The following is a 26973-nucleotide window of genomic DNA, read 5'->3' as shown; positions in this document are numbered from 1 at the left end:
CTCGCCTCAGCGGGCCATCCACTGCAGGGCTTTGGCTCGCCGGCGGTAGATCAGCAGCACCGCCTTGGCGATCAGGAACGCAACGGCCACCCCCATCAGAAGCGTGGACACGGCGTAGGCGCCGTACTCGGCCCCGCGGTGGTAGCGATCGTTGACCAACAGAGTCAGGGTCTGGGAGTGACCCGGCAGATTCGATGACACCATGATGACCGCGCCGAACTCGCCGAGTGTGCGCGCCGTGGTCAACACCACGCCGTAGGTCAGTCCCCACCGGATCGATGGCAGCGTGACCCGCCAAAGCGTTTGCCACGCATTGGAACCGAGAGTCGCCGCGGCCTGCTCCTGTTCGATTCCGATCTCCACGAGCACCGGCTGAACCTCGCGCACCACGAACGGCAGCGTGACGAAGATGCTGGCCAGCACCATCCCGGGCAGCCCGAAGATGATCTTGAACCCCAGGTGGTTCTCGACGAAGCCCAGCGCCCCCGACGATCCCCACAGTGCGATCAGGGCGACCCCGACGATGATGGGAGAGACCGCAAACGGCAGGTCCAGGATCGCCTGAAGGGTTGATCGGCCGCGGAATTTGTTGCGTACCAGCAGGATCGATGTCGAAACGCCGAACAAGGCATTCAGCGGAACCACGATGATCACCAATAGCAGCGACAGTTTCAGCGCCGAGATCGCCGCGGGGGTGCTGATCCAGGCCCAAAACTGGGCTAACCCGTGCTCAAACGTTCGGTACAGAATCACCGACACCGGAGCGATCAGCATGACACCGATATAGGTCAAGACGGTGAAGCGCAGAACGTGATGCTTCTCCAACCGGGCCGTCACTCGGCGTCCTCCTCGCGCTTGGCCGCCCGTCCACCCACGGTCCGCAGCAGCACCAGCACGGCGAACGAGATCGCCAACAACACGATCGAAATCGCCGCCGCGCTGGTGTGGTCATCGTTCTCGATCAGCGAGCGAATCCACTGCGACGACACCTCGGTCTTGCCCGGCACGGCGCCGCCGATCGTTACGACCGAGCCGAACTCGGCTACGCACCGCGAAAACGCAAGTCCGGCACCGGTCAACAACGCCGGTTGCAGGGACGGCAGCACCACCGTCTTGAAGGTGACCAGGCGCGTCGCGCCGAGGGCCGCGGCCGCCTCCTCGACATCGCGGTCGATCTCCATCAGCACCGGCTGGACGGCACGGACCACCAGTGGCAACGTGACGAAGGCCAGTGCCATCGCGACGCCGGGTGGGGTGTGCTGCAGGTGAATGCCGATCGGACTGGAGTTGCCGTAGAGGGCGAGCATCACCAAGCTGGTGACGATTGTCGGCAGTGCAAAAGGCAGATCGATCAGCGCATCGATGACTCCTTTTCCGACGAAGTCGTCGCGCACCAACACCCAGGCGGTCGCCAAGCCGAACACCACATCGAGCACGGTGACCAGGACCGAAATGGTCAATGTCACGCGGAATGATTCGAGCGCCGCGTGCGAGGTGACGGCCAGCCGGAAGCCGTTCCAGCCTCTACCGCCGGCTTGCCACGCGATGGCGACCAACGGCAGCAGCACGATCACCGACAACCACAGCGTCGTCACGCCGATGCGCAGCGGGGTGACGACGGACCGGTTCGGAGCGGCAGGCAGCGCAGCGGCGGTGTCCACCACGTCCGTGTCGGGGTCGACGCGTGGCGCCGGGTCGAGAGGAGTTGTGACTGTCATCGGCTGGATCCGAAAGAAGAGTGCATGCTGGCCTTCCAATGCCCGAGATGTTCGGCACCGGTCACCGAAAGTGACTACCGAGAATTAGCAAGTGGCAGGGGAGTCAGCGACAACAGTGTGCAAAGCCCGCCAAGCCGCTCCCGAGGGCTCCGCGGCGGCCGAACGCCATTGCGGCGCTCTGCCCAACCCGGCGTGGCATCTGCATGGCGCGTAGCTTAAGGAAACCTGGGTGCCGAAATCTTTGTCGTGCCGCGATAGGTTTTTCTCGGCCGGAGTTCACCCGGCGGCCACCGACTGTGCTGTCGGGTCGCCTCTGCCAAGCGGCGGTAGCGCCTGCCGCTCCGCGACTGGGCAGACGTGCACTCAGCCCCGCAGCGCTGGCGGTCCGTCGTCGCCCGTCCTGAAGCAGGGGGCAAAACCCATTGTCAACAGCGATAATTCGGCCCGGAGCAGGCTTCGGTCAGGGCCAGATGCGCTCTGCTGCTGGCCGCCGTCATACGCACCGGAGCGCTGTGGGCGATGCCGCCGCGGCACGCTCCTGGCACGGGACGATCCCTGCGCACAGTGCATGGAGGGCGGCGGCCGCCGAAAAAAGTCAGGGTGAGGGAAATGCCGAAGGCCGGGTCTAGGTCGCCCGGCCCCGCTCCGATCGATAGCGGCGCACCAGCGCATCGGTGGAACTGTCGGTCTGGGACGGTGGAGCAGCGTCGTCGGTGAGCACCGGCAGCAGCGCCTTGGCCTGAGTCTTGCCCAGCTCCACTCCCCACTGGTCGAAGGAGTCGATGCCCCACACCACACCCTCGGTGAACACCTGGTGTTCGTAGAGGGCGATCAGCTGGCCCAGCACCGACGGTGTCAGCTGGGTAGCCAAGATCGAGGTCGTCGGGCGATTTCCGGGCATGACCTTGTGCGGCACGACATCTGCGGGAGTGCCTTCGGCGGCGATCTCCTCGGCGCTCTTGCCGAACGCCAGCACCTGGGTCTGGGCGAAGAAGTTGCTCATCAACAGGTCGTGCATGCTGCCGGTGCCGTCCGCAGTCGGCAGGTCATCGACGGGTTGGGAGAAGCCCAGGAAGTCGGCCGGGATCAGCCGGGTGCCCTGGTGCAGCAGTTGGTAGAACGCGTGCTGGCCATTGGTTCCCGGCTCGCCCCAATAGATTTCGCCGGTATCGGTGCTGACCGGTGTGCCGTCGGCGCGGGCTGACTTGCCGTTGGATTCCATGGTGAGCTGCTGCAGGTAGGCGGCGAAGCGATTCAGATCGTTGGAGTAGGGCAGCACCGCGCGGGACTGCGCGCCGAAGAAGTTGGAGTACCACACCCCGATCAGGCCCAGCAGGGCCGGCGCATTGGATTCCAAAGGCGCGGTGCGGAAGTGCTCGTCGACGATATGGAAACCGGACAGGAACTCCGCGAAGCGCTCCCGGCCGATAACCGCCATCACCGACAGGCCGATCGCCGAGTCCACCGAGTAGCGACCGCCGACCCAGTCCCAGAACCCGAACATGTTCGCGGTGTCAATGCCGAACTCCTCGACCAGCACCGCGTTGGTGGAGACCGCAACGAAATGCTTGGACACCGCCGCGTCGCCCAGGGCATCGGTGAGCCAGCGGCGGGCCGCAGTCGCGTTGGTCAACGTCTCCAGGGTCGAGAACGTCTTGGAAGCGACGACGAACAGTGTGGTGGCCGGATCCAGGCCGGCCAGTTTCGCGGTCAGGTCGGCCGGGTCGACGTTGGAGACGAACCGTGCCGAGATGCCGCCGTCGGCGTAGTGGCGCAACGCCCGGTCCACCATCACCGGACCCAGATCCGAGCCGCCGATACCGATATTGACCACGGTCTCGATCCGCTTGCCCGTGGCACCGGTCCATTCGCCGCCGCGCAACCGGTCGGTGAAATCGCCCATCGCGTCGAGCACGGCGTGCACGTCGGCCACGACATCCTGGCCGTCGACGTGTAGATCGGCGGTGCGCGGCAGCCGCAGCGCGGTGTGCAGCACCGCCCGGTCCTCGGACGTGTTGATGTGCACCCCGGCGAACATCGCGTCGCGCCGGTCCTCCAGGCCGGCCGTCCTGGCTAGGTCGACCAGCAGGCGCACGGTCTCGGAGGTGATCCGGTGCTTGCTGTAGTCGATGTAGAGATCACCGACGGTGACGGTGAACCGTGTGCCGCGGCCGGGATCGTCGGCGAAGAACTCGCGTAGGTGGGTGTCGCCGATCTGCTGCTGATGCTTGCGCAACGCGTTCCAGGCCGGCGTGGTGGAGATGTCCGTGCTCTGGCGAACGGGGCTCATACTCCGACATTAGCGGCGGGTCGCCGTCGCCGGTGCGGCGCCGGTCGCGGCGCCTTAGTGGCCGAGCCGGCCGCGGCCGAGCCGCAGCAACAGCATCGCCAGGTCCTTGCCGTCCTGGCCGAGCTCGCTGTAGCGCTCGAGCACCTTCATCTCGCGGCTGTGCACCAGGCGGGTGCCGCCGGACGCCATCCGGGCCTTACCGATCTCCTGCGAGATCTCGGTGCGGCGCTTCACCGCGGCCAGGATCTCGGCGTCGAGCCGGTCGATCTCATGGCGCAGCTCGTCAATGTCGGGCAGCTGTTGGGGTTGGGCAGACATGATCAAAACTCCAGGTTCTCGCTGTTGGTGGTTTCTGGTCCCATCGGCGATCCGGCCTCACACAACAGACGAGCCCCGGGTCGGCGAAGCGGACCGCAGGGCTTGGCGTTGCAGCTAAACCACGGGCTCCGCTGGGGAGTGCCCATAAAAAGTGGGGGAGCAAAATCGACGCTGCATGTCGAGCACGAACCGAGTCTGCCACTAAGGGTCGTGCCAGCGCAAAGAGTGTCGTCGGGCGGCGGTACGTTGGGTTGCGATATGACAGTGCACGCGACTCCGCAGACCGATCACCTCCTCGACGGGCTCAACCCGCAGCAGCGCCGGGCCGTGCTGCATGAGGGCTCCCCGCTGCTGATCGTGGCCGGGGCCGGCTCGGGAAAGACTGCGGTGCTCACCCGGCGTATCGCCTATCTGCTGGCCGCCCGCGACGTCGGAGTGGGGCAGATCCTGGCGATCACCTTCACCAACAAGGCCGCCGCGGAGATGCGCGAGCGGGTGTCGAGTCTGGTCGGGCCCCGGGCCCGGGTGATGTGGGTGTCGACGTTCCACTCCACCTGCGTGCGGATCCTGCGTAACCAGGCCTCGGTCGTCCCGGGGCTGAACTCGAACTTCTCGATCTATGACGCCGACGATTCGCGGCGGCTGCTGTTGATGATCGGCCGCGACATGGGCCTGGACGTCAAGCGGCACTCGCCCCGGTTGCTGGCCAATGCGATCTCCAACCTGAAGAACGAACTGATCGACCCGGACCGGGCGCTGGCCGACCTCACCGAGAGCTCCGATGACCTGAGCCGGGTGGTGGCTTCGGTCTACGCGGAGTATCAGCGCCGGCTGCGGTCGGCCAACGCGCTGGACTTCGACGACCTGATCGGTGAGACGGTCGCGATTCTGCAGGCCTTTCCGGAGATCGCCCAGCACTACCGGCGCCGATTCCGGCACATCCTGGTCGACGAGTATCAGGACACCAACCATGCCCAGTACATGCTTGTGCGCGAGCTCGCGGGGCACGGACCGCAGGCCGGCGCGGGCGGCGACGACCTGCCGCCGGCGGAACTGTGCGTGGTCGGTGATGCCGATCAGTCGATCTACGCCTTCCGGGGCGCCACCATCCGCAACATCGAGGATTTCGAGCGCGACTACCCCGACGCGACCACCATCCTGTTGGAGCAGAACTACCGCTCCACGCAGAACATCCTCTCGGCGGCCAACGCGGTGATCGCCTACAACTCCGGGCGCCGGGAGAAGCGACTGTGGACCGACGCCGGTGACGGCGAGCTGATCGTCGGCTACGTCGCCGACAACGAACACGACGAGGCGCGGTTCGTCGCTCAGGAGATCGATGAGCTGACCGATGCGGGCGCGGTCAACTACAGCGACGTCGCGGTGTTCTACCGCACCAACAACGCGTCGCGGTCGCTGGAAGAGGTGTTCATCCGCAGCGGTATCCCGTACAAAGTCGTTGGCGGCGTGCGCTTCTACGAACGCAAGGAGATCCGCGACATCATCGCCTACCTGCGAGTGCTCGACAATCCCGGCGACGCGGTGAGCCTGCGGCGCATCCTCAACACCCCGCGCCGCGGTATCGGCGACCGTGCCGAGGCCTGCGTGTCGGTGCATGCGGAGAACACCGGCACGGGGTTCGCCGCGGCGCTGGCTGCTGCCGCAGAGGGCGGCGTGCCGATGCTCAACAGCCGTTCGCAGAACGCGATCGCCGCCTTCGTGGCGATGCTGGAGGAGTTGCGGGCGCATCTGAACACCGGCGACGACGACCTCGGTGGCCTGGTGGAGCTGGTGCTGGACCGCACCGGCTACCGCGCCGAGCTGGAGGCTTCGACCGATCCGCAGGATCTGGCCCGTCTGGACAACATCAACGAGCTCGTCAGCGTCGCACACGAGTTCAGCATCGACCGGGCCAACGCACTCGCTGACCAAGACGGCGGCCTCGATGAGGAGGATGTACCTGATGTCGGGGTGCTGGCGGCGTTTCTGGAGCGGGTCTCGCTGATCGCCGATACCGACGAGATCCCCGAGCACGGGTCGGGCATGGTCACCCTGATGACGCTGCACACCGCCAAAGGGCTGGAGTTCCCAGTGGTGTTCGTCGTCGGCTGGGAGGACGGCATGTTCCCGCACATGCGCTCGCTGGGGGATGCCCGCGAGCTGTCCGAGGAACGGCGGCTGGCCTACGTCGGCCTGACCCGAGCACGGCAACGGCTGTATCTGAGCCGGGCCAAGGTGCGTTCGTCATGGGGACAGCCGATGTTGAACCCGGAGTCGCGATTCCTACGGGAGATCCCGCAGCAGCTCATCGATTGGCGCCGGACCGACGTCACCGCCTCGCCGAGCGCTCCGGTCAGCGGCGCGGGCCGGTTCGGGACCCCCAGACCGGCACCGAGCCGATCGGGCAGCCGGCCGTTACTGGTGTTGGCGCCGGGGGATCGGGTCACCCATGACAAGTACGGCCTGGGGCGGGTGGAGGAAGTCTCCGGGGTCGGCGAGTCGGCGATGTCGCTGATCGACTTCGGCAGTTCCGGGCGGGTCAAGCTGATGCACAACCATGCGCCGGTGACCAAGCTCTAACTGCCGAAGTTTTGAGTCGGCAGTCCCGCTAACTGCCGATTTTCGTCGGCAGTCCAGCTTCGCCTCTCCTGCGTCGAGGCTCGCTAACTGCCGAAGAGCCAGCGCCTGGTAGCCGGGTGCAGTGCTGTGGCTACGGTGGCGATCTGGATGACCGGGATGACGTGCACGATCCCCGGCACGCGGGCCCCCGCCAGGAACAGACTGCCGTAAGTCAGCAGGGCGACCACCGCTCCGACCGCGATCAGGTAGCGGCTGACTGGCCGCCGCAGCAGCAGCATGATCACGCCGGACACCGTGGTCCCGGCGAACACCAGACTCAAGAAACCCACCGCGACACAGAACAGCCGGTCGGTATGCCACCAGCTGGCGATCAGATCGGTGGAGACCACCGAGGTGGCCCAACAGCCGATCAGGGCGAGCACGCAGGCACTGATCGCGACGCCGGCTGACGGGAACTGCGCCGGCAATGCCGCGGGGCTGGGCTGGATGGCCGGCGGTATCCGGCCCGAGCCGGTGACGATCGGGATGGCGCCGGTGGGTGCCCGGCGGATGATGCGGCTGGGAGGACTCGCCGGATCGGTCCCGGAGGGTCTGGAGGAACTGGCGCCGGTCGGTGGCTGGTGGCGGTCGCTCACCATTCCAGGCTAGCGGCGCCGGCAAGCGCGATGGAGCCGGGCGCTGGCGCACCACCCGCTTGCGGGGGACAGGCCGGCGCCGTCGTATCAGGCGAAATTGATCCCGCGCTTGGCGAGCCAGGAAGTCGGGTCGATCCGGTTGGTGCCGTTCTGCAGCACCTCGAAGTGCAGGTGCGGACCGGTCGAGTAGCCGCGATTGCCCATCTCGGCGATCTGGTCGCCCGCCATCACCCGCTCACCCACGCTGACCAGCGACCGGTTGATGTGGCCGTAGAGCGTCACGGTTCCGTCGGAGTGGCGCAGCTTGACCAGCATGCCGTAACCCGCACTGGGGCCCGACTCGATCACCACACCGTCAGAGGCCGCCAGGATCGGGGTGCCAATGGCGTTGGCGATGTCGATTCCGGCGTGCAGCACGCCCCAGCGGTAGCCGAAGTTCGAGGTGAACGCGCCCTGGGTGGGGGCGACGAACAACGGGCGCTGCAGCCGGGCTTCACGCTCGGCGCGCTCCTGAGCGAACGCCATGCCCTTGGCCAGCTCCTCGTTGTGCACGACGACGCTGGCCGCAGCCTTCACCGTGATCATCTGCAAGCCGTGGCTGGACGTCGTGGTGCCGTTGTTTAGCGCGGTCTTGCTGGCCGCCAGCACGGCCGGTCGGGCAACGGTCTCGTCGGACTGGTGGGTGGCGGCGTGCGCGGCGGCAGCGGCCGCACCGGCGGCCATCGCCGCGATCATCACGCGACTCTTGACAGCACTGGCGGGCTGGCTGCGGTGCTTACCGCGGCGCGGGGGCAGCTGGGCCGCCCCGTGCGGACGGTAGTAGCTGTCCGAATAGCCGCCGCGGGGGAACGCCAACTGCAGAACCGGCATGTTGTCGGTGTCGGTCATGTCGTCGAGCTCAGGGGCCAGCAATACGTCCGACGCCTCGTCGAACACGTCTTCGCTGAAGTCGTCCTCGGGCCAGCCGAACTCGTTGAACGGGATGATGTCGGTGACCTCGGTGGGACTGGGTGCCGACGGGCGGATCGCAACTGCCGTAGCGCCGTTTCGACGTCGAGGGAGAGCCCCACCGGAAACCGGACGCATCGGTGCACCGTGCTGCATCAGCCTGGAAGTTCCTCTGGTCGTGATCAGAACGTTATAAAGACCTGGACTTGGTGACGGTAACCACTCCCGCTGGGGCGTGGCAAGCTATCGCCCGAATCCCGGCGTTAATGTGAAACGAATCACGTTTTTCTGGCGGTGAGATGTGCCACAGCAGTGGTACGCGAGGAGGGAACCCCGGCGCAGGCTCGATACAGTGCCTCGGGAGCGAAATCTCTCACAATCCGACAGTGCCGGCCTTCCGGCTACCCGTAATAAGACAGTGAGCCCATGGATCTTTTCGAGTATCAGGCGAAGGAGCTGTTCGCCAAGCACAACGTGCCCACCACTCCTGGTCGAGTAACCACCTCGGCTGAGGACGCCAAGGCCATCGCCACCGAGATCGGTCGACCGGTCATGGTCAAGGCCCAGGTCAAGGCCGGCGGCCGCGGTAAGGCCGGTGGCGTCAAGTACGCCGCCACCCCGGACGACGCGCTGACCCACGCGCAGAACATTCTCGGCCTGGACATCAAGGGTCACATCGTCAAGAAGCTGCTGGTGGCCGAGGCGAGCGACATCGCCGAGGAGTACTACATCTCCTTCCTGCTCGACCGCTCCAACCGCACCTACCTGGCCATGTGCTCGGTCGAGGGCGGCATGGAGATCGAAGAGGTCGCCGCGACGAAGCCGGAGCGGCTGGCCAAGGTGCCGGTGGACGCCGTCAAGGGTGTCGACCTGGCGTTCGCTCGCTCGATTGCCGAGCAGGGCCATCTGCCGGCCGAGGTGCTCGACGCCGCCGCGGTGACCATCCAGAAGCTGTGGGAGGTCTTCGTCGCCGAAGACGCCACCCTGGTGGAGGTCAACCCGCTGGTTCGCACCCCCGACGACCAGATCCTGGCGCTGGACGGCAAGGTCACCCTGGACGGCAACGCCGAGTTCCGTCAGCCCGGCCACGCCGAGTTCGCCGACTTGGACGCGACCGACCCGCTGGAGATCAAGGCCAAAGAGCACGACCTGAACTACGTCAAGCTCGATGGTGAGGTCGGCATCATCGGTAACGGCGCCGGCCTGGTCATGTCGACGCTGGACGTCACCGCCTACGCCGGTGAGAAGCACGGCGGCGTGAAGCCGGCCAACTTCCTCGACATCGGCGGCGGGGCCTCCGCCGAGGTGATGGCCGCCGGCCTGGACGTCATCCTGGGTGACAAGCAGGTCAAGAGCGTGTTCGTCAACGTGTTCGGCGGGATCACCGCCTGCGACGCGGTGGCCAACGGCATCGTGTCGGCGCTGGGGATCCTCGGTGACGCCGCGACCAAGCCGCTGGTGGTGCGCCTCGACGGCAACAACGTCGAGGAGGGCCGGGCGATCCTGGCCGAGGCAAACCACCCGCTGGTGACCGTCGTCGCCACCATGGACGAGGCCGCCGACAAGGCCGCCGAACTGGCTTTCGCAGCCGGAAAGGACGCTTAAGTCATGTCGATCTTCGTCAACAAGGACAGCAAGGTCATCGTCCAGGGCATCACCGGTGCCGAGGCGACCAAGCACACCGCGCGGATGCTCGCGGCCGGCACCCAGATCGTCGGCGGCGTCAACGCCCGCAAGGCCGGCACCACGGTGGCGCACAAGGATAAGGATGGCGCCGACGTCGAGCTGCCGGTGTTCGGCAGCGTCGCCGAGGCCATGAAGGAGACCGGCGCGGACGTGTCGATCGCTTTCGTGCCGCCGGCCTTCTCCAAGGACGCCATGATCGAGGCCATCGACGCCGAGATCCCGCTGCTGGTCGTCATCACCGAGGGCATCCCGGTGCAGGACAGCGCCTACGCGTGGGCCTACAACGTGGACAAGGGTGAGAAGACCCGGATCATCGGGCCCAACTGCCCCGGCATCATCACCCCGGGTGAATGCCTGGTCGGCATCACCCCGGCCAACATCTCGGGCACCGGCCCGATCGGTCTGGTGTCGAAGTCGGGCACCCTGACCTACCAGATGATGTACGAGCTGCGGGACTTCGGTTTCTCCACCGCCATCGGCATCGGCGGCGACCCGGTGATCGGCACCACCCACATCGACGCCATCGAGGCGTTCGAGAAGGATCCCGAGACCAAGGTCATCGTGATGATCGGCGAGATCGGCGGCGACGCCGAGGAGCGGGCCGCGGCCTACATCAAGGCCCACGTCACCAAGCCGGTCGTCGGCTACGTGGCCGGGTTCACCGCGCCGGAGGGCAAGACCATGGGCCACGCCGGCGCCATCGTGTCGGGCTCGTCGGGCACCGCGGCCGCCAAACAGGAGGCACTGGAGGCTGCCGGGGTGAAGGTGGGCAAGACCCCGTCGGCCACCGCGGCCCTGGCTCGACAGATCCTCGAGAGCCTGTAGGTAAGAACAACCCCGACCGTGCCGTTTCGTACGCCGCCAGCAGCGCGTCGCGTATGAGACGGCACGGTCGGCATTTGTGGTGAGGTGAAACCGTGAGCATTGACCCCCGCACTCCCGTCGTCGTCGGCGTCGGGCAGGCCGCCGAGCACATCGACGACGCCGACTACCGGGCGATGTCGCCGGTGGAGCTGGCCGCAGCCGCGGCGCAGGCGGCATTGGTGGACTGCGGAGCGAGCTCAGAGCAGGTCGCGTCGGCCATCGACGCGGTGGTGGCCACCCGCCAGTTTGAGATCTCGATTCCGAAAGCCCCTGCGCCGCTAGGCAAGTCCAACAACTTCCCTCGGTCCGTTGCGCGTTTGATCGGGGCGGAGCCGGCTCGCGCGGTGCTGGACAAGGTGGGCGGTCAGGGGCCGCAGAAGCTGCTGACCGAATTCGCCGGCGAGATCATGGCCGGCACCGCCGACGTGGTGCTGCTGTGCGGGTCCGACGCGACTTCTACGCTGCGTCACTTCGCCAAGGCCGACAACAAGCCGGACTTCAGTGAGACGGTCGAGGGGCAGCTCGAAGACCGGGGTTTCGGGCTTGAGGAGTTCGTCGAGCACTACACCGTCATTCATGGGCTGACCAGTGCCACGGTGCAGTACGGGCTGCTGGAGAACGCTCGGCGGGCGCGGTTGGGCCTGAGCAAGGCCGACTACCTACAGGCCATGGCCGAGCTGTTCGCCCCGATGACCAAGATCGCAGCCAAGAACCCGTTTTCGGCCTCGCCGGTGGAGCGTTCCGTTGAAGAGCTGACGACGATCAACGCCGGCAACCGCCTGATCTGTGACCCCTACCCGCGACTGCTGGTGGCGCGGGATCAGGTCAACCAGGGTGCCGCGGTGTTGGTGATGTCGGCGGAGGCCGCCACCCGCCTGGGCGTCCCGCAAGACCGTTGGGTCTACCTGCACGGCCACGCAGACATGCGTGAGCAGCGCCTCCTGGAGCGCCCGGACCTGAGTGCCTACCCGGCCGCCATCACGGCCACCACCGAGGCGCTCGAGATGGCCGGGATCGGATTCGACGACGTCGCGGCGATGGACCTCTACAGCTGCTTCCCAGTCCCGGTGTTCGCCATCTGCGATGCCTTCGGCCTGTCGGCCGACGACCCGCGCGGCCTCACCCTGACCGGCGGGCTGCCCTTCTTCGGCGGCGCCGGCAACAACTACTCCATGCATGCGATCGCCGAGGCCGTCGCCTCAGCGCGAAGTGTCCCAGGCCAATTCACGTTCGTCGGGGCCAACGGCGGCATGATGAGCAAGTACTCGACCGGGGTGTATTCGACCACTCCGGTGCCGTGGAAGGCCGATCGCAGCGCCGAACTGCAGGCGCAGGCCGACACCGCGCCCACCGTGCCGGTCACCGAGAGTGCCGAGGGGCCGGGCACCATCGAGACCTACAGCGTCCGTTACGACTGGGAGACCCGGACCGGGATCATCATCGGCCGACTCGACGCCGACGGCACCCGGTTCCTGGCGACCACCGAAGACGAAGATCTGGTGGCGCTGATGTCCGACGGCGACCCGCTGGGCGCCCCGGTGACGGTGCACGCACTCGACTACGGCAACCGCTGCTCCCCGCGCTGACCCCGCCACCGTTCCGCCGCGAGGGTGCACAGAATGTCAGCAGAACTGGCGTGTCGCCGTACAAACACGCACCTTCGCGCGGAGTGGGGGCTCTTGCGCTAGGCGCTGAGCCCCAGCTTGGCAGCCAGGCGCTCCACATAAGCCGCCACCTCGGACTCGGACTTGTCGGGCAGCCCGAAGAGAGTCTCGGTGACCCCGATCTCGGCCCAGTGCGCCAGCTTCTCGGGCACCGGCTTGAAATCCAGCGCCACGATCTGCGGTGCTCCGTCGCGGCCGGCGGCCGCCCAGGTGTCCTGCAGCAGTTTGACCGGGGCGTCGATGTCGAAGTCACGCGGCGTGGTGATCCAGCCGTCGGCACTGCGGGCGATCCACTTGAAGTTCTTCTCGGTCCCGGCGGCACCGACCAGCACCGGAATGTGCGACTGCACGGGCTTGGGCCAAGCCCAACTCGGGCCGAAGTTCACGAACTCGCCTTCGAAGGACGCCTCTTCCTCGGTCCACAGCGCCCGCATCGCCTCCAGGTACTCCCGAAGCATGGTGCGCCGGCGGCCGGCGGGAACGCCGTGGTCGGCCAATTCATCGGTGTTCCAGCCGAATCCGACGCCCAGGCTGACTCGTCCGCCGGACAGGTGATCCAGGGTGGCGATCGACTTCGCCAGCGTGATCGGATCATGCTCGACGGGCAGTGCCACCGCGGTGGACAGCCGCACCCGCGAGGTCACGGCGCATGCGGTTCCCAGGCTGACCCACGGATCCAGGGTGCGCATGTACCGGTCATCGGGCAGGGACTCGTCGCCGGTGGTCGGGTGCGCGGCCTGTCGCTTCACCGGAATATGCGTGTGCTCCGGTACATAGAAGGTGGTGAAGCCGTGATCATCGGCGAGTTTGGCGGCCGCTGCCGGGTTGATGCCACGGTCACTGGTGAATAGCACGAGTCCGTAATCCATATCCCCGATTAGAACGTGTTCCTGTTCGGTGGGCAACGGGGGGGGTGCCGGTCGCGCAGTGTTGACCCACCGACTCGGCCCGCGAGTGCGCTAGCGTGGATGGTCGAAGCGCGCCGCACCGCCCACCAGCGCCTGCCCACAAGCACAGGAGAGGTCATGACCTACTCGCCCGGGAATCCCGGCTACCAGCCCTCACAACCATCAGGCTCCTACGGACAACCGACCCCATCGTTCGCGAAATCGGGTGGCGACGTCGAGAGCAAAGTGCCGCAATACCTCCGAATCGCGGTCGTTGCGTTGGGGCTGGGTGTCTACCTGGCGAACTTCGGTCCGATCGTGACGATCACCGATGTTGACTACCCCCTGATCCTCAGCGACGCAGGCCACACCGTTCCGCTGGCGGTGCTGTCCGCACTGCTGGCCGCGGTGGCCCTGCTGCCCAAGGCGAAGAGTTACACGGCGGTGGTCGCCGTGGTCTCGACGCTGGGTGCGCTGCTGGCTATTTCGACGATCGCCGGTGCCAGTGGTAGCTACACCATCGGTTGGGGGCTGTGGCTGATCCTGATCTTCAGCGTCCTGCAGGCTGCCGCCGCGGTCGGATCGCTGCTGCTGGAGGCCGGCGTGGTGACTGCCCCGGCGCCGCGTCCCAAGTACGACCCCTATGCCCAGTACGGCCTGCCGCCGGGCGGTAACTACTACGGTCAGCCCGGCCAGCAGGGTTATGGCCACCCGGGACACCAGGGCCAGCAGGCTCCACAGCAGCCCGGCTACCCGTCCTCGTACGGCAGCTACCCCTCCGCGCCTTCCAGCGGCGGCTTCGGCGCGCAGCAGGCGCAGGGCTCCCCTTCGACGGGCGCTTTCAACTCCGGCGCACAGCAGGCGGCGCCGCAGGGGCCGCCGACCCCGCCGACCGGATTTCCGTCCTACAACCCGCCGTCTTCCGGTGGGTCGGGGAGTGCGTCGACCGGTGGCCACAGCGCAGCCGGTTCGGATCAGAGCTCGACGGGTGGCCAGCAGTCGCAGGGTGGCTCCACCTCGTCGGGGCCGGCGCAGCCCTAACCCGCGCCCGCGCGCCGAGTTGAACGTGCTCGCAGCGTGACATCGGTGACCGGCGTCAAACCAGGCTCGAACCCGACCCGCGACCTGCTACGGGTCGCCTTCGGGCCGTCCGTGGTGGCGTTGACCATCATCGCAGCGGTGACACTGCTGCAGTTGCTGATCGCCAACAGTGACATGACCGGGGCCTCAGGTGCCATCGCCAGCATGTGGCTGGCCGTGCACCAGGTGCCGGTATCGATAGGCGGCCGTGACCTGGGCGCGCTGCCGCTGCTGCCGGTGCTGCTGATGGTGGCCGGTACGGCCCGAACCACCGCGCAGGCCACCGCCCGTGGAGCCTCCTGGTTCGTCATCCGCTGGATCGTGGCTTCCGCGGTGGGTGGACCACTGTTGATCGCCGCGGTCTCCCTGGCGGTCATTCACGACGCGGCCTCGGTCATCACCGAACTGCAGACCCCCCATGCCCTGAGCGCCTTCGCGCACGTGTTTTTCGTGCACGTGATCGGTGCGGCGCTGGGCTTGGGGACGCGGGTGGGCCGTCGGGCGCTGGCCGAGGCCCGGCTACCGGATTGGCTGGCGGACTCGGTACGAGCCGCGATCACCGGCATGCTGGCGCTGTTCGGCCTGGCCGGGGCGGTGACGGTGTGCTCCTTGATCTGGCACTGGGGGACTATGCATGAGCTCTACGCGATCACCGATTCACTGTTCGGCCAGCTCAGCCTGACGCTGCTGGCCCTGCTGTATGTGCCCAATGTGCTCGTCGGCGCGACGGCGATGGCGGTCGGCTCGAGCGCACACATCGGTCCCGCGCTGTTCAGTGCCTTCACCGTTCTCGGCGGCGACATCCCCGCGCTGCCGATCCTGGCTGCGGCGCCCGTCCCGCCGTTGGGCCCCGCGTGGGTGGCGCTGCTGATCATCGGGGCGGCGTCCGGGGTTGCCGTAGGCCAGCAGTGCGCCCGCCGGCCGCTGCCGCTGCTTCCAGCTCTGGCCAAGGTGGCGGTGGCGGCATTCATCGCGGCGGTGTCGATGGCCGTACTCGGCTTGGCCGGTGGAGGCCGGTTGGGCAACTTCGGCGACGTCGGTGTGGATCAGCTGACGTTCGGTCCGGCGGTGTTCGGGTGGTTCGCCGCGATCGGAGCACTGACGGTGGTGATGATCGGCGGGGTCCGGGCTGACGCGGTGGTCGGGCCACAGCGTGTGCTGCCACCCGCCCCGGAGCGGCCCGTGGAGCCCGAAGGCGTCTCCGTATCTGGGCCGGCGCCCCTCGCCGACGTCGATCCCGAGGACCTCGTTGTCGTCGGAGAGCCCTTCGAAACCGACGAGCTGTTCGACGATGACTTCGAACCGGGCTTCCAGTCAGATGAGGTCACCGATGACGGCGAGTTGAAGTGGAGGCCTGAACCCGAGCCGCCGCGAACGTTTCGGTCACACACGCCGACGCAGCCGCCGGGCCCGCTGGAAGACCCCGAGGACCTGATGTTTACCGACGACGACGGATACGACCGCTAAATCAAGGACTTCGGTCCCTTATATATGTCGCCGCTGGCTGATCGGATGGGTGGTGCCGACCGTCCGAACTCCAGGGGGACGACATGACCGACGTCGTGAGCGCCGAGCCAGCCCGCAAGAATGGCTCATCTGGCGTGCCCAGGCGGCGGAACCTGAACATGCTGGCGGGCGTCCGGGCCGAGATGCTGACCGGGCAGATCCTGCCGCCGGGCCATGAGCGGGTGCTCGACGTGGTGGTCCTGATCTGGGTGGACGGCGTCCAGGCCGGAATGCAGATGACCGAGCCGTCACCGCAGTCGCGACCTCTCGGATTGAGCGATGACGTGGCCGAGTCCCTCTACGACGAGCTGGAGGGTGCGGGGTTCTGCAGTGAGTACGACGAGTTCCCCGAGTTGGACGACCCCGACTTTCAGGACCTGGCGTATGCAAGAGTCAGCAAGCTCGGCAAGATGACTCAGCCGATGGGCCATCCCGAGGTCACCTGGGACATGGTCGAGATCTGGACGGACGGCGTGGCGGCCGCACTTCGGGTCGCCCGGGCGCGAGCGCAGCGCTCCGCCTGAACCGCGGGGGGTTTTGCGGCGGTTCCACCTTCGGCTCTCCTGCGTCGAGCCTCGCTGAACCGCCGGGTTCTCGCGCCGGTTCCAGCTTCGGCTCTCCTGCGTCGAGCCTCGCTGAACCGCGGGGTTCTTGCGCCGGTTCCACCTTCGGCTCTCCTGCGTCGAGCCTCGCTGAACCGCCGGGTTCTCGCGCCGGTTCCAGCTTCGCTACGTGCGCAACCGCCACCGCCGATGGCGGTGAGCCGCGGCGCCCGGCTTCGCCGCGCCTGCGATCACCGCGTTAGGCTCAGTCACCGTGCAACCGATCCATGTGGCCCCCAGCGTCCCCGCCCGGATGGTGGTGCTGGCGTCGGGCACCGGGTCGCTGCTCGAGTCGCTGCTGGCCGCAGCGGTAGACGACTACCCCGCGCGGGTGGTTGCCGTCGGCACCGACCGCGACTGCCGGGCGGTGGAGGTCGCTGCCGCGGCGGGGCTGCCGGTGTTCACCGTCCGGATGGGGGACTATCCGAACCGGGCGGCATGGGACCTTGCGCTGACCGAGGCCACCGCGGCCCACAACCCCGATCTGGTGGTCTCGGCGGGCTTCATGAAGATTCTGGGATCGCATTTCCTGAACCGGTTTCTCGGGCGCACCGTCAACACCCATCCGGCACTGCTGCCCTCCTTCCCGGGCGCGCACGCGGTCCCCGAGGCGCTGGCCTACGGGGTCAAGGTCACCGGCTGCACCGTGCACCTGGTGGACGCCGGCACCGACACCGGCCCGGTGCTGGCCCAAGAACCGGTCGCCGTGCTCGACGGCGACGACGAAGACTCTCTGCATGAACGCATCAAGAAGGTGGAGCGCAAGCTCCTGGTTGACGTACTGGCCGCCTTGGCGACCGGCGGCGTGACCTGGAACGGACGAAAGGCAACCCTAGGATGACCGACGGCAAGCGACCGATTCGCCGGGCGTTGATCAGCGTCTACGACAAGACCGGACTGGTCGACCTGGCCGCCGGCCTGCACGCCGCCGGCGTGGATATCGTCTCCACCGGATCCACCGCCAAGTCGATTGCGGCCGAGGGTATTCCGGTGACGCCCGTGGAGCAGGTGACCGGCTTCCCCGAGGTGCTCGACGGCCGAGTCAAGACTCTGCACCCCCGCGTGCATGCCGGACTGCTGGCCGACCTGCGCAAGCCCGAGCATGCCGCGGCGCTCGATGAGCTGGAGATCGCAGCGTTCGAGCTGGTCGTGGTCAACCTGTACCCGTTCAGCGAGACCGTGGATTCCGGTGCCGGCCAGGACGAGTGCGTCGAACAGATCGACATCGGCGGGCCCTCGATGATCCGGGCGGCTGCCAAGAACCACCCCAGCGTCGCCGTGGTGGTCGACCCGCTCGGCTACGACGGTGTGCTGGCCGCGGTCAACGCCGGCGGCTTCACCCTCGAAGAGCGGAAGCGCTTGGCGTCCCTGGCATTCCGGCACACCGCCGAGTACGACGTGGCCGTCGCCAGCTGGATGTCGTCGACGCTGGCCCCCTCCGAACCGGCGGGAGAGCCGCGTCAAGCACTGCCGGAATGGTACGGGCGCACCTACCGCCGCGCTGCGCAGCTGCGCTACGGCGAGAATCCGCACCAGCAGGCCGCGCTCTACTGTGACGCCGGCGCGTGGCCGGGCTTGGCTCAGGCCGAGCAGCTGCACGGAAAAGAGATGTCCTACAACAACTTCACCGATGCAGATGCCGCATGGCGCGCGGCGTTCGATCACGAAGAGACCTGCGTGGCCATCATCAAGCACGCGAACCCGTGCGGCATCGCGGTCTCGGCGACCACGGTGGCCGATGCCCACCGCAAGGCGCACGAGTGCGACCCCCTGAGCGCGTTCGGCGGCGTCATCGCGGCCAACACCGAGGTCAGCGTGGAGATGGCGGAGTACGTCAGCACCATCTTCACCGAGGTGATCGTCGCGCCGGCCTACGAGGCCGGGGCCGTGGAGATCTTGGCGCGCAAGAAGAACATCCGGGTGCTGCTGGCCTCCGAACCACTGCGCGGCGGCACCGAATGGCGCCAGATCAGCGGTGGGCTGTTGATGCAGAGCCGCGACGGCCTCGACGCTTCCGGGGACAACCCGGTGAACTGGACGCTGGCCACCGGCGAACCGGCCGATGCGGCCACCCTGGCCGACCTGGTCTTCGCCTGGCGGGCCTGCCGCGCGGTCAAATCGAACGCGATCGTGGTCGCGGGTGACGGCGCCACCATCGGCGTGGGCATGGGCCAGGTCAACCGGGTCGACGCGGCCCGACTGGCGGTGGAGCGCGGGGGCGAGCGGGTGGCCGGTGCGGTGGCTGCATCGGATGCGTTCTTCCCGTTCCCCGACGGCCTGCAGACGCTGACCGCGGCCGGGGTGAAGGCGATCGTGCACCCGGGTGGTTCGGTGCGCGACGACGAGGTGACCGCGGCGGCGGCCGAGGCCGGGATCACGCTGTACCTGACGGGAGCGCGGCATTTCGCGCACTGAGCTAGGGTCCGTCGTCTTCGTCGGCGCCGGAACCGTGCTCGCCCAGTAGTTTTTCGGGGTGATGGTAATAGTTGACCCGCGGTTGACCGTGGTCTAAGTGTGGCGACGGCAGTGTTTCCGTGGTGCCATCGTGGCGTTTCCGGGTCTTCCAGCCGCCTGAGGTCATGAGCTCATGGTGGGGGCCGCAGCGCAGGGTCAGGCCGGTGATGTCAGTGCGCTTGGTGTTCGCGTAGGTGTCGTCGTGATGCACTTCGCAGTAGTAGCCGGAGACGGGGCAATTGGGGTGGGAACAGCCGCGTTCTCGGGCGTAGAGCACGATTCGCTGCCCCGGCGAAGCCAGCCGCTTGGTATGGAACAGCGCCAACTCCTTGGCGCCGTCGTAGATCCGCAGGTAGTGGTGAGCGTGGCTCGCCATGGCGATCACATCACGCAGGGGTAGCCAGCTGCCGCCGCCGGTATGGGCTTTCCCACTACCGGCTTCCAAGTCGGCCAGCGTGGTCGAGACGATGATGCTGGCCGGTAACCCGTTGTGTTGCCCCAATTCTCCGGAGGCCAGCAGCGCGCGGCCCATGGCTGTGAGCGCGTCGTGGTTGCGTTGTGCGGCGCTGCGGGTATCGGCGTCGATCGCCCCCTGCGAGGGAGTGCCACTGGTGCAAGGGGTCTCGTCGTTGGCGTTGCACATGCCGGGGGCAGCCCAGCGTGCCAGTACCGCCTCGAGGGTGGCGCGTGCCTGGGGATCGAGGAATCCTTTGATCGGGCTCATGCCGTCACGATCTTGGGGCCCCAGCACCAAGCCACGTCGCTTGGCGCGCTGGTCGTCGGTGTAGTTGCCGTCGGGGTGCAGGTAGTCGGCGAGCCGCTGAGCCAGTTTGGCCAGCTCGTCGGGCCGGCACTCGGCGGCCAGACCGGACAGCTGCTGTTCGGCCTGGGCCAGGGTGCCCGCATCGACGTCGTCGGGTAGGTAGTTGAAGAAGGCCCGGATCACTGCGATGTGGGCGGCCGCGATCTGTCCATCTCGCTGAGCGGCGGCCACCGTCGGTAGCACCGGTTCCATGGGCTCGCCGGTCATGGCCCGGCGCGGACCCAGTTCTTTGGCGTCGGTGAGACGGCGGCCCGCTTCACCGCGGGTGAGGTGCAACGCGTCCGCCAACACCCAGCGGGGCTTGCCGCCCAGCTCGGCGGGGTCGGTGGCGGCGATCTGGTTGACCAGAGGGTGTTCCACTGCCGGGAGCCGGCGCCGTAGCATTTCGCAGCGCCGCAGCAGTGCCAGGCACTCGCGCGGGGTCAGCGCCTCGAAGTCCAGGTCCAGCGCCCGGTCCAGCCCGGCGGCCAGCGCGTCGAACACCGCGACGATCGCTTCCCGGCTATTCGAATGCATGTGCTAATTCTATTGAGTCTGTCCGGGATTGACGCAGGCAGAACGCGAATCTGTGGATCAAACTCGAACTGGGGATAACTCCCCGGGGCGCTGACCCCTTGACAATAAAGATTGTTAGCGCTCACTATCTATCTCAACCTCGAAGTTGGGAGACGGTAGTGGGCTATGACCTGATCATCCGCAACGGACTGTGGTTCGACGGCCTGGGCAACGCCCCGCAGGTCCGCACCCTGGGCATTCGCGACGGCATCGTCGCCGACATCGTCGCGGGGCAGCTGGATGAGGCCGGCTGCCCGGAGGTGATCGACGCCGCCGGCAAGTGGGTGGTCCCAGGCTTCATCGACGTGCACACCCACTACGACGCCGAGGTACTGCTGGACCCGGGTCTGCGGGAATCGGTGCGCCACGGTGTCACCACGGTGCTGCTGGGCAACTGTTCGCTGTCGACGGTGTACGCCGAGTCCGAGGACGCCGCCGACCTGTTCAGCCGGGTCGAGGCGGTCCCGCGCAAGTTCGTGCTGGATGCGCTGCAGTCCAAGAAGACCTGGTCCACGCCCGCCGAGTACGTGAGTGCCCTTGAGGAGTTGCCGCTCGGACCCAACATCAGCTCGATGCTGGGCCACTCGGATCTGCGGACCGCGGTGCTCGGCTTGGACCGCGCCACCACCGACGGCGTCGTCCCGACCGACGACGAACTGGAGAAGATGGCCGCCCTGCTCGATCAGGGTCTCGACGCCGGACTGCTGGGCATGTCCGGGATGGACGCCCCCATCGACAAGCTCGACGGTGACCGGTTCCGGTCTCGGGCGCTGCCGTCGACGTTCGCCACCTGGCGGGAGCGCCGTCGGTTGATCAAGGTGCTGCGCAAGCGTGGCCGGATGTTGCAGAGCGCACCCGACGTCCGAAACCCGCTGACGGCCTTGAACTTCTTCCTCACCAGCAGTGGCATGTTCGGCCGGCGGCGCGGGGTTCGGATGAGCCTGCTGGTCTCCGCGGACGCCAAGTCGGCGCCGGGCGCGGTCCGGGTATTCGGTCCCGGCGCTCGGCTGCTCAACACCGTGCTGGGCTCCAGCGTCCGGTTCCAGCACTTGCCGGTGCCGTTCGAGTTGTATTCCGACGGAATCGACTTGCCGGTGTTCGAGGAGTTCGGGGCGGGAACCGCCGCTCTGCATCTGCGCGACCAGCTGGAGCGCAACGCGCTGCTGGCCGACACCGAGTACCGCCGTAACTTCCGCAAGGCCTTCGACCGCAAGAAGCTGGGACCGTCGTTGTGGCACCGTGACTTCCACGACGCGGTGATCGTCGAATGCCCGGATGCCAGCCTGGTCGGCAAGAGCTTCGGCCAGATCGCTCAGGAACGCGGGCTGCACCCGTTGGATGCGTTCCTCGACGTACTGGTGGACAACGGCGAACGCAACGTCCGCTGGACCACGATCGTCGCCAACCACCGGCCCAAGCAGCTGGACAAGTTGGCCAACGAACCGGTGATCCATATGGGGTTCTCCGACGCTGGAGCGCACCTGCGCAACATGGCCTTCTACAACTTCTCGCTGCGCCTGCTCAAGCGCGTCCGCGACGCCGAGGCGGCCGGACGACCGTTCATGAGCGTCCAGCGGGCGGTGTACCGGCTGACCTCCGAGGTCGCCGATTGGTTCGGGTTCGACGCTGGCACGCTGCGAGAGGGTGACCGTGCGGACTTTGTGGTGATCGACCCGGCGGGCCTGACCGACGCCGTCGACGGCTACCACGAGGAGAAGGTGCCGTTCTATGGCGATCTGAGCCGGATGGTCAACCGCAACGACGACGCGGTGGTCGCGACCGGCGTGGGTGGCACGGTGGTGTTCCGCAACGGCCAGTTCTGCGAGGGCTACGGCACCACGGTGAAGACCGGCCGATTCCTGCGCGCCGGATCCCGTGAGCTGCAATCGGTCTAGCGCATGGCCAGAACTCAGCAGGAGCGCCGCGAGACCACTGTCGCCGGATTGCTCGACGCCAGCATCGCCACCATCGCCGAGATCGGCTATGCCCGGGCGTCGGCGAAGGTGATCGCCGCGCGCGCCGGGGTGTCCGACGGGGCGTTGTTCCGCCACTTCGGCACCATGGGTGACTTCATGGCGGCCACCGCGCAGGAAGTCCTGCGCCGCCAACTGGAGCGGTTCGGCAAGCAAGTCGCCGAGATCCCGGCCGAGGTGCCGGCGCTGGAGGCGGTGCTGACGGTGCTGCGCGACCTGACCGCCAATTCCACCAACGCGGTGCTCTACGAGCTGCTGATCGCTGCGCGCACCGACGAGAAGCTGCGAGCCACCCTGCAACATGTGCTCGCCGAATACAGCTCCAAGATCGGCGAAGCCGCCCGGGTGCTGCCCGGCGCGGATGCCTTTCCGCCGGAACTCTTTCCGAATCTGGTGGCGCTGTTGACCAACACCTTCGACGGTGCGGCGATCGTGCGCGCCGTGCTGCCCCAGCCCGAGATCGAGGCGAATCGGATTCCGCTGCTGTTGACGCTACTGGACGGCCGTATCTGAGCGCGCCGAGTCGGCATTGCTCGGTGCGGCCGCCGTCGCGTAGTCCACGAAGTCGGCGATCTCGGCGACGGCTCGGCGGGCGTCGGGGTTGAAGTCGAAGGTGAGCTGGAACATGTGCAACGCACGGTCCCAGACCTGAACCCAGGCCGGCACCCCGGCGAAGGCAAGCTTGTCGGCCAGCACGAACGCGTCGTTGCGCAGCAACTCGTTGTTGCCGACCTGCAGCAGGAACGGCCCGAGCCCGCGCAGCTCTGCCTCCGGCGGCATCACCGGCAGCTCGCGGGTGCCGTTCACGGTGGCGAACACGCGGTAGATGAACATGAACGCCATGAAGGGGAAGAACGGGTCGCGGTGGCTGCGCGCGGCCTCGCGTTTGATCTCCATGTCCGACGACGTCAGCGGTGACATCAACACCTGAGCTGCGGGCGCCGGCAGCCCGGCATCACGTGCGGCGATCGCGGTGTTCACCGCCATCAGGCCACCGGCCGAATCTCCCGCCACCACAATGTGATCTGCGGTGAACCCGGCGTCGAGGACGCGGCGATAGGCGCACAGACCGTCGGCGACGGCCTCATCGATCCCGGCCAGCGGCGCCAACCGGTAGCCGACGTTGAACACCTTCGCGCCGGTGACCGCGGAGAGCTTGCTGGCGAAGCGGCGGTGGGAATTGAGGCCCAGTGTGATCAGTGCCGAACCGTGGAAGTAGACGATCACCCGGTTCGAGTCGCGCGCGCCCGGTGCCACCACCCACTCGGCCGGGCAGTCGGTCAACCGCTCCGGTGTCACCTCGGTGCCGGGCAGGGCCCGGATGTAGCGCATCGGCTGGTCGATGAGGTCGAGGCGCGCCCGCTGCAGAGCGGCGGGCCAGAACCGGTTGACGACCATGCCGACCAGGGTCAGCACTGCGATCGAGGTGCGCAAAAAGATCGCCGCGGCCGCAGCCAGCAGTCGAGCCTGCCAGGAGGCCGGACCGAAATAGGTCTGAGCCGGTCGTTCGCGCCATTCCGGAAAGTTCACAGTACCCAGGGTATCGGGTATTGGTCGACCGGATAAACCGGGACACCGTGACGGACCACCACGCCCGTCGTAGCGTGGAGTGGTGACCGCGCTGAATGCCCCGCACGATCTGCCCAAGACTCTCGGTGAGCTGCGTGCTGCCGGCCATCGTGAGAGGGGGGTCAAACAGGAGATCGCCGAGAACCTGTTGGCCCGACTCGCCGACGGTGACGATGCCGCAGCCATCTGGCCCGGCATCTTCGGGTTCGAAGACACCGTGCTGCCGCAGCTCGAGCGCGCGCTGATCGCCGGTCACGACATCGTGCTGCTAGGCGAGCGCGGCCAGGGCAAGACCCGGCTGCTGCGCGCGTTGAGCGGATTGCTCGACGAGTGGACCCCGGTGATCGCCGGCGCCGAGCTCGGAGAGCACCCGTACTCGCCGATCACGCCCGAGTCGATTCGCCGGGCAGCCGAGCTCGGCGACGACCTGCCGGTCGCGTGGCGGCACCGCAGCGAGCGCTACACCGAGAAACTGGCCACCCCCGACACCAGCGTCGCCGACCTGGTGGGCGACATCGACCCGATCAAGGTGGCCGAAGGCCGCAGCCTGGGGGACCCCGAGACCATCGCCTACGGCCTGATCCCGCGGGCGCACCGTGGCGTGGTCGCCGTCAACGAACTGCCCGACCTCGCCGAGCGCATCCAGGTGGCGATGCTCAACGTGATGGAGGAGCGCGACATCCAGGTGCGCGGCTACACACTGCGGCTGCCGCTGGACGTGCTGGTGGTAGCCAGCGCCAACCCTGAGGACTACACCAACCGCGGCCGCATCATCACCCCGCTCAAGGACCGCTTCGGCGCCGAGATCCGCACCCACTACCCGCTGGAACTCGACGCCGAGGTCGGCGTGATCGCGCAAGAGGCACACCTGAGCGCCCAGGTGCCCGACTACCTGCTGGCGGTGCTGGCTCGATTCGCGCGCTATCTGCGTGAGTCGCGCTCGGTGGATCAGCGCTCCGGTGTTTCGGCGCGCTTCGCGATCGCCGCCGCGGAGACGGTGGCGGCCTCGGCGCGTCATCGCGGTGCGGTGCTGGGCGAAACCGACCCGGTGGCTCGGGTGGTGGATCTGAGCACGATCGTCGACGTGCTGCGCGGCAAGCTGGAATTCGAATCCGGCGAGGAGGGCCGCGAGCAGGCAGTGCTGGAGCACCTGCTGCGCCGGGCTACCGCCGATACCGCGTCGCGGGCACTGGGCGGGATCGACGTGGGACCGCTGGTGGCGGCGGTCGAGAACGCGACGGTGACGACGGGCGAGCGCATTTCGGCCAAAGCGGTGCTGGCGGCGTTGCCGGATCTGCCGGTGATCGACGCCATCGCGCAGCGCCTGGGGGCGGAGTCCGACGGCGAACGCGCCGCCGCGCTCGAGTTGGCCTTGGAAGCGCTGTATTTGGCCAAGCGCATCGACAAGACTTCCGACGAGGGTGAAACCGTCTATGGCTAGATCTGATGGTGACGACCCGCTGCGCCCGGCTTCGCCGCGCTTGCGATCGTCACGAAGCCACGCTTCCCGGTATTCGGCCTACTCCGGTGGGCCGGATCCGTTGGCGCCGCCGGTCGACCTGGCCGAGGCGCTGGAGGAGATCGGCCGGGACGTCATGGAGGGGACGTCGCCGCGGCGGGCACTGCAAGAGTTGCTGCGCCGTGGCACCAAGAACCTGACTGGAGCCGACCAGCTGGCCGCCGAGGCGCAGCGGCGACGACGGGAACTGTTGCGCCGCAACAACTTAGATGGAACGCTGGCCGAGGTTAAAAGGCTGCTCGACGAAGCAGTGCTCGCTGAACGCAAAGAACTGGCCCGCGCGCTCGACGACGACGCCCGTTTCGCCGAGATGCAGATCGAGGGGCTGTCGCCGTCGCCGGCCAAAGCGGTGCAGGAACTGGCCGACTACGACTGGCGCAGCGGCGAGGCCCGCGAATCCTACGACAAGATCAAGGATCTGCTCGGTCGCGAGATGCTCGACCAGCGATTCGCCGGCATGAAGCAGGCGCTGGAGGGCGCCACCGACGCCGACCGGCAACGAGTCAGCGACATGCTCGACGATCTCAATGACCTGTTGGACAAGCACTCTCAAGGAAAAGACACGAGTGCGGATTTCCAGCAGTTCATGGACAAACACGGTGAGTTCTTTCCGGAGAACCCGCGCAATGTCGAGGAGCTGCTGGACTCGCTGGCCCAGCGGGCGGCCGCCGCGCAGCGCTTCCGTAACAGCCTGAGCGCCGAGCAGCGCGCCGAGTTGGATGCGTTGGCCGAACAGGCCTTCGGCTCGCCGGCCTTGCAACAGGCGCTGGGACGACTGGACGCACATCTGCAGGCGGCCCGTCCGGGAGAGGACTGGACCGGCTCGTCGGAGTTCTCCGGCAATAACCCGCTCGGGATGGGGGAGGGCGCCCAGGCACTGTCCGATATCGCCGAGCTAGAACAGCTGGCCGAGCAGCTGTCACAGGCGTATCCGGGCGCGAGCATGGACGACGTCGACCTCGATGCGCTGGCCCGCCAGCTCGGCGATCAGGCCGCCGTCGACGCGCGCACGCTGGCCGAGCTCGAACGTGCGCTGCTCAACCAGGGTTTCCTGGACCGCAGCTCCGACGGGCAGTGGCGGCTGTCGCCCAAGGCGATGCGCCGGCTCGGCGAAACGGCGTTACGTGATGTGGCGCGGCAACTTTCGGGACGCCGCGGCGAACGCGACCATCGTCGGGCCGGGGCGGCCGGCGAGCTGACCGGAGCGACCCGGCCCTGGCAGTTCGGCGACACCGAGCCGTGGAACGTCACCCGGACCCTGACCAACACGGTGCTGCGGCAAGTCGCCGGCGGTTCAGCGAG

The 26973-nt window shown here is 67.5% G+C and carries 22 protein-coding genes; 13 read left to right on the top strand and 9 right to left on the bottom strand.

Annotated features, from left to right (window positions below):
* Positions 1-6: 6 nt before the first annotated feature.
* The 4 genes from cysW to N416_RS0119140 form a co-directional block, all read right to left on the bottom strand.
* Positions 7-837 (bottom strand): sulfate ABC transporter permease subunit CysW, encoded by an 831-nt coding sequence (gene cysW / locus N416_RS0119155; RefSeq protein ID WP_024443712.1) that lies wholly within the window; start codon positions 835-837, stop codon positions 7-9.
* Entirely contained in the window at positions 834-1718 is an 885-nt protein-coding gene (gene cysT / locus N416_RS0119150) for a sulfate ABC transporter permease subunit CysT (protein ID WP_081654627.1), read from the bottom strand. Before cysT ends, cysW begins: the two co-directional genes overlap by 4 nt.
* A 625-nt stretch (positions 1719-2343) precedes the next feature.
* The gene (gene pgi / locus N416_RS0119145; RefSeq protein ID WP_024443710.1) at positions 2344-4008 is read right to left on the bottom strand and encodes a glucose-6-phosphate isomerase; all 1665 of its coding nucleotides are present in this window, start codon (positions 4006-4008) and stop codon (positions 2344-2346) included.
* A gap of 54 nt (positions 4009-4062) precedes the next feature.
* Entirely contained in the window at positions 4063-4326 is a 264-nt protein-coding gene (locus N416_RS0119140) for a chorismate mutase (protein WP_024443709.1), read from the bottom strand.
* 258 nt (positions 4327-4584) lie between these two features.
* On the opposite strand from N416_RS0119140, the gene pcrA reads away from it, so the two are divergent.
* Complete coding sequence (pcrA, locus tag N416_RS0119135) at positions 4585-6906, top strand: DNA helicase PcrA (protein ID WP_024443708.1); 2322 nt, start codon at positions 4585-4587, stop codon at positions 6904-6906.
* Between the two features lie 83 nt (positions 6907-6989).
* Here the strand turns inward: pcrA and N416_RS21905 are convergent, their stop codons facing one another.
* On the bottom strand, positions 6990-7541 hold the full coding sequence (locus tag N416_RS21905; RefSeq protein WP_024443707.1) for a hypothetical protein: 552 nt from the start codon (positions 7539-7541) through the stop codon (positions 6990-6992).
* Between the two features lie 87 nt (positions 7542-7628).
* On the bottom strand, positions 7629-8627 hold the full coding sequence (locus tag N416_RS0119125; RefSeq protein WP_231384351.1) for a M23 family metallopeptidase: 999 nt from the start codon (positions 8625-8627) through the stop codon (positions 7629-7631).
* Between the two features lie 288 nt (positions 8628-8915).
* Here N416_RS0119125 and sucC point away from each other — a divergent pair, with 288 nt between their 5' ends.
* The 3 genes from sucC to N416_RS0119110 all read left to right on the top strand — a co-directional run bounded on the left by sucC (position 8916) and on the right by N416_RS0119110 (position 12625).
* Positions 8916-10094 carry an ADP-forming succinate--CoA ligase subunit beta gene (gene sucC, locus N416_RS0119120; protein ID WP_024443705.1) on the top strand — a complete coding sequence of 393 codons (1179 nt, stop codon included), beginning with the start codon at positions 8916-8918 and terminating at the stop codon, positions 10092-10094.
* Between the two features lie 3 nt (positions 10095-10097).
* Positions 10098-11000 carry a succinate--CoA ligase subunit alpha gene (sucD, locus tag N416_RS0119115; RefSeq protein ID WP_024443704.1) on the top strand — a complete coding sequence of 301 codons (903 nt, stop codon included), beginning with the start codon at positions 10098-10100 and terminating at the stop codon, positions 10998-11000.
* A gap of 92 nt (positions 11001-11092) precedes the next feature.
* Positions 11093-12625, top strand: coding sequence for an acetyl-CoA acetyltransferase (locus N416_RS0119110; protein ID WP_024443703.1), 1533 nt, complete (start codon positions 11093-11095; stop codon positions 12623-12625).
* Between the two features lie 98 nt (positions 12626-12723).
* Here the strand turns inward: N416_RS0119110 and N416_RS0119105 are convergent, their stop codons facing one another.
* Positions 12724-13572, bottom strand: a complete 849-nt coding sequence (locus N416_RS0119105; RefSeq protein ID WP_024443702.1) for an LLM class F420-dependent oxidoreductase — start codon at positions 13570-13572, stop codon at positions 12724-12726.
* Positions 13573-13728: 156 nt separating this feature from the next.
* On the opposite strand from N416_RS0119105, the gene N416_RS0119100 reads away from it, so the two are divergent.
* The 5 genes from N416_RS0119100 (at position 13729) to purH (ending at position 19193) form a co-directional block, all read left to right on the top strand.
* Entirely contained in the window at positions 13729-14631 is a 903-nt protein-coding gene (locus N416_RS0119100) for a DUF5336 domain-containing protein (protein ID WP_024443701.1), read from the top strand.
* A gap of 45 nt (positions 14632-14676) precedes the next feature.
* Positions 14677-16137, top strand: a complete 1461-nt coding sequence (locus N416_RS0119095) for a DUF6350 family protein (protein ID WP_024443700.1) — start codon at positions 14677-14679, stop codon at positions 16135-16137.
* Positions 16138-16220: 83 nt separating this feature from the next.
* Positions 16221-16700, top strand: coding sequence for a hypothetical protein (locus tag N416_RS24060; RefSeq protein ID WP_024443699.1), 480 nt, complete (start codon positions 16221-16223; stop codon positions 16698-16700).
* Positions 16701-17031: 331 nt separating this feature from the next.
* Complete coding sequence (purN, locus tag N416_RS0119085; RefSeq protein ID WP_046301708.1) at positions 17032-17619, top strand: phosphoribosylglycinamide formyltransferase; 588 nt, start codon at positions 17032-17034, stop codon at positions 17617-17619.
* Positions 17616-19193 carry a bifunctional phosphoribosylaminoimidazolecarboxamide formyltransferase/IMP cyclohydrolase gene (purH, locus tag N416_RS0119080; RefSeq protein WP_024443697.1) on the top strand — a complete coding sequence of 526 codons (1578 nt, stop codon included), beginning with the start codon at positions 17616-17618 and terminating at the stop codon, positions 19191-19193. The genes purN and purH overlap by 4 nt, the downstream gene beginning before the upstream one ends.
* Position 19194: 1 nt before the next feature.
* Here the strand turns inward: purH and N416_RS0119075 are convergent, their stop codons facing one another.
* Positions 19195-20571, bottom strand: coding sequence for an HNH endonuclease signature motif containing protein (locus tag N416_RS0119075; RefSeq protein WP_024443696.1), 1377 nt, complete (start codon positions 20569-20571; stop codon positions 19195-19197).
* A gap of 110 nt (positions 20572-20681) precedes the next feature.
* Here N416_RS0119075 and N416_RS0119070 point away from each other — a divergent pair, with 110 nt between their 5' ends.
* Positions 20682-22505, top strand: a complete 1824-nt coding sequence (locus N416_RS0119070; RefSeq protein WP_369797621.1) for an amidohydrolase family protein — start codon at positions 20682-20684, stop codon at positions 22503-22505.
* Between the two features lie 3 nt (positions 22506-22508).
* Complete coding sequence (locus N416_RS0119065) at positions 22509-23096, top strand: TetR/AcrR family transcriptional regulator (RefSeq protein WP_024443694.1); 588 nt, start codon at positions 22509-22511, stop codon at positions 23094-23096.
* Here the strand turns inward: N416_RS0119065 and N416_RS0119060 are convergent.
* Positions 23076-24113, bottom strand: coding sequence for an alpha/beta hydrolase (locus N416_RS0119060; protein ID WP_024443693.1), 1038 nt, complete (start codon positions 24111-24113; stop codon positions 23076-23078). The two genes, N416_RS0119065 and N416_RS0119060, sit on opposite strands and share 21 nt — an antisense overlap.
* Positions 24114-24204: 91 nt before the next feature.
* Here N416_RS0119060 and N416_RS0119055 point away from each other — a divergent pair, with 91 nt between their 5' ends.
* Together N416_RS0119055 and N416_RS0119050 are read left to right on the top strand one after the other, a co-directional pair.
* The gene (locus N416_RS0119055) at positions 24205-25593 is read left to right on the top strand and encodes a sigma 54-interacting transcriptional regulator (protein WP_024443692.1); all 1389 of its coding nucleotides are present in this window, start codon (positions 24205-24207) and stop codon (positions 25591-25593) included.
* Positions 25586-26973, top strand: a 1388-nt coding sequence (locus N416_RS0119050) for a hypothetical protein (RefSeq protein WP_196805159.1), incomplete at its 3' end; no start/stop codon positions are given. The genes N416_RS0119055 and N416_RS0119050, both read left to right, overlap by 8 nt.

The sequence above is a fragment of the Mycobacterium sp. UM_WGJ genome, from assembly GCF_000455125.1.
Classification (GTDB): Bacteria; Actinomycetota; Actinomycetes; order Mycobacteriales; family Mycobacteriaceae; genus Mycobacterium.
This window is presented reverse-complemented; position numbering and strand designations above follow the sequence as displayed.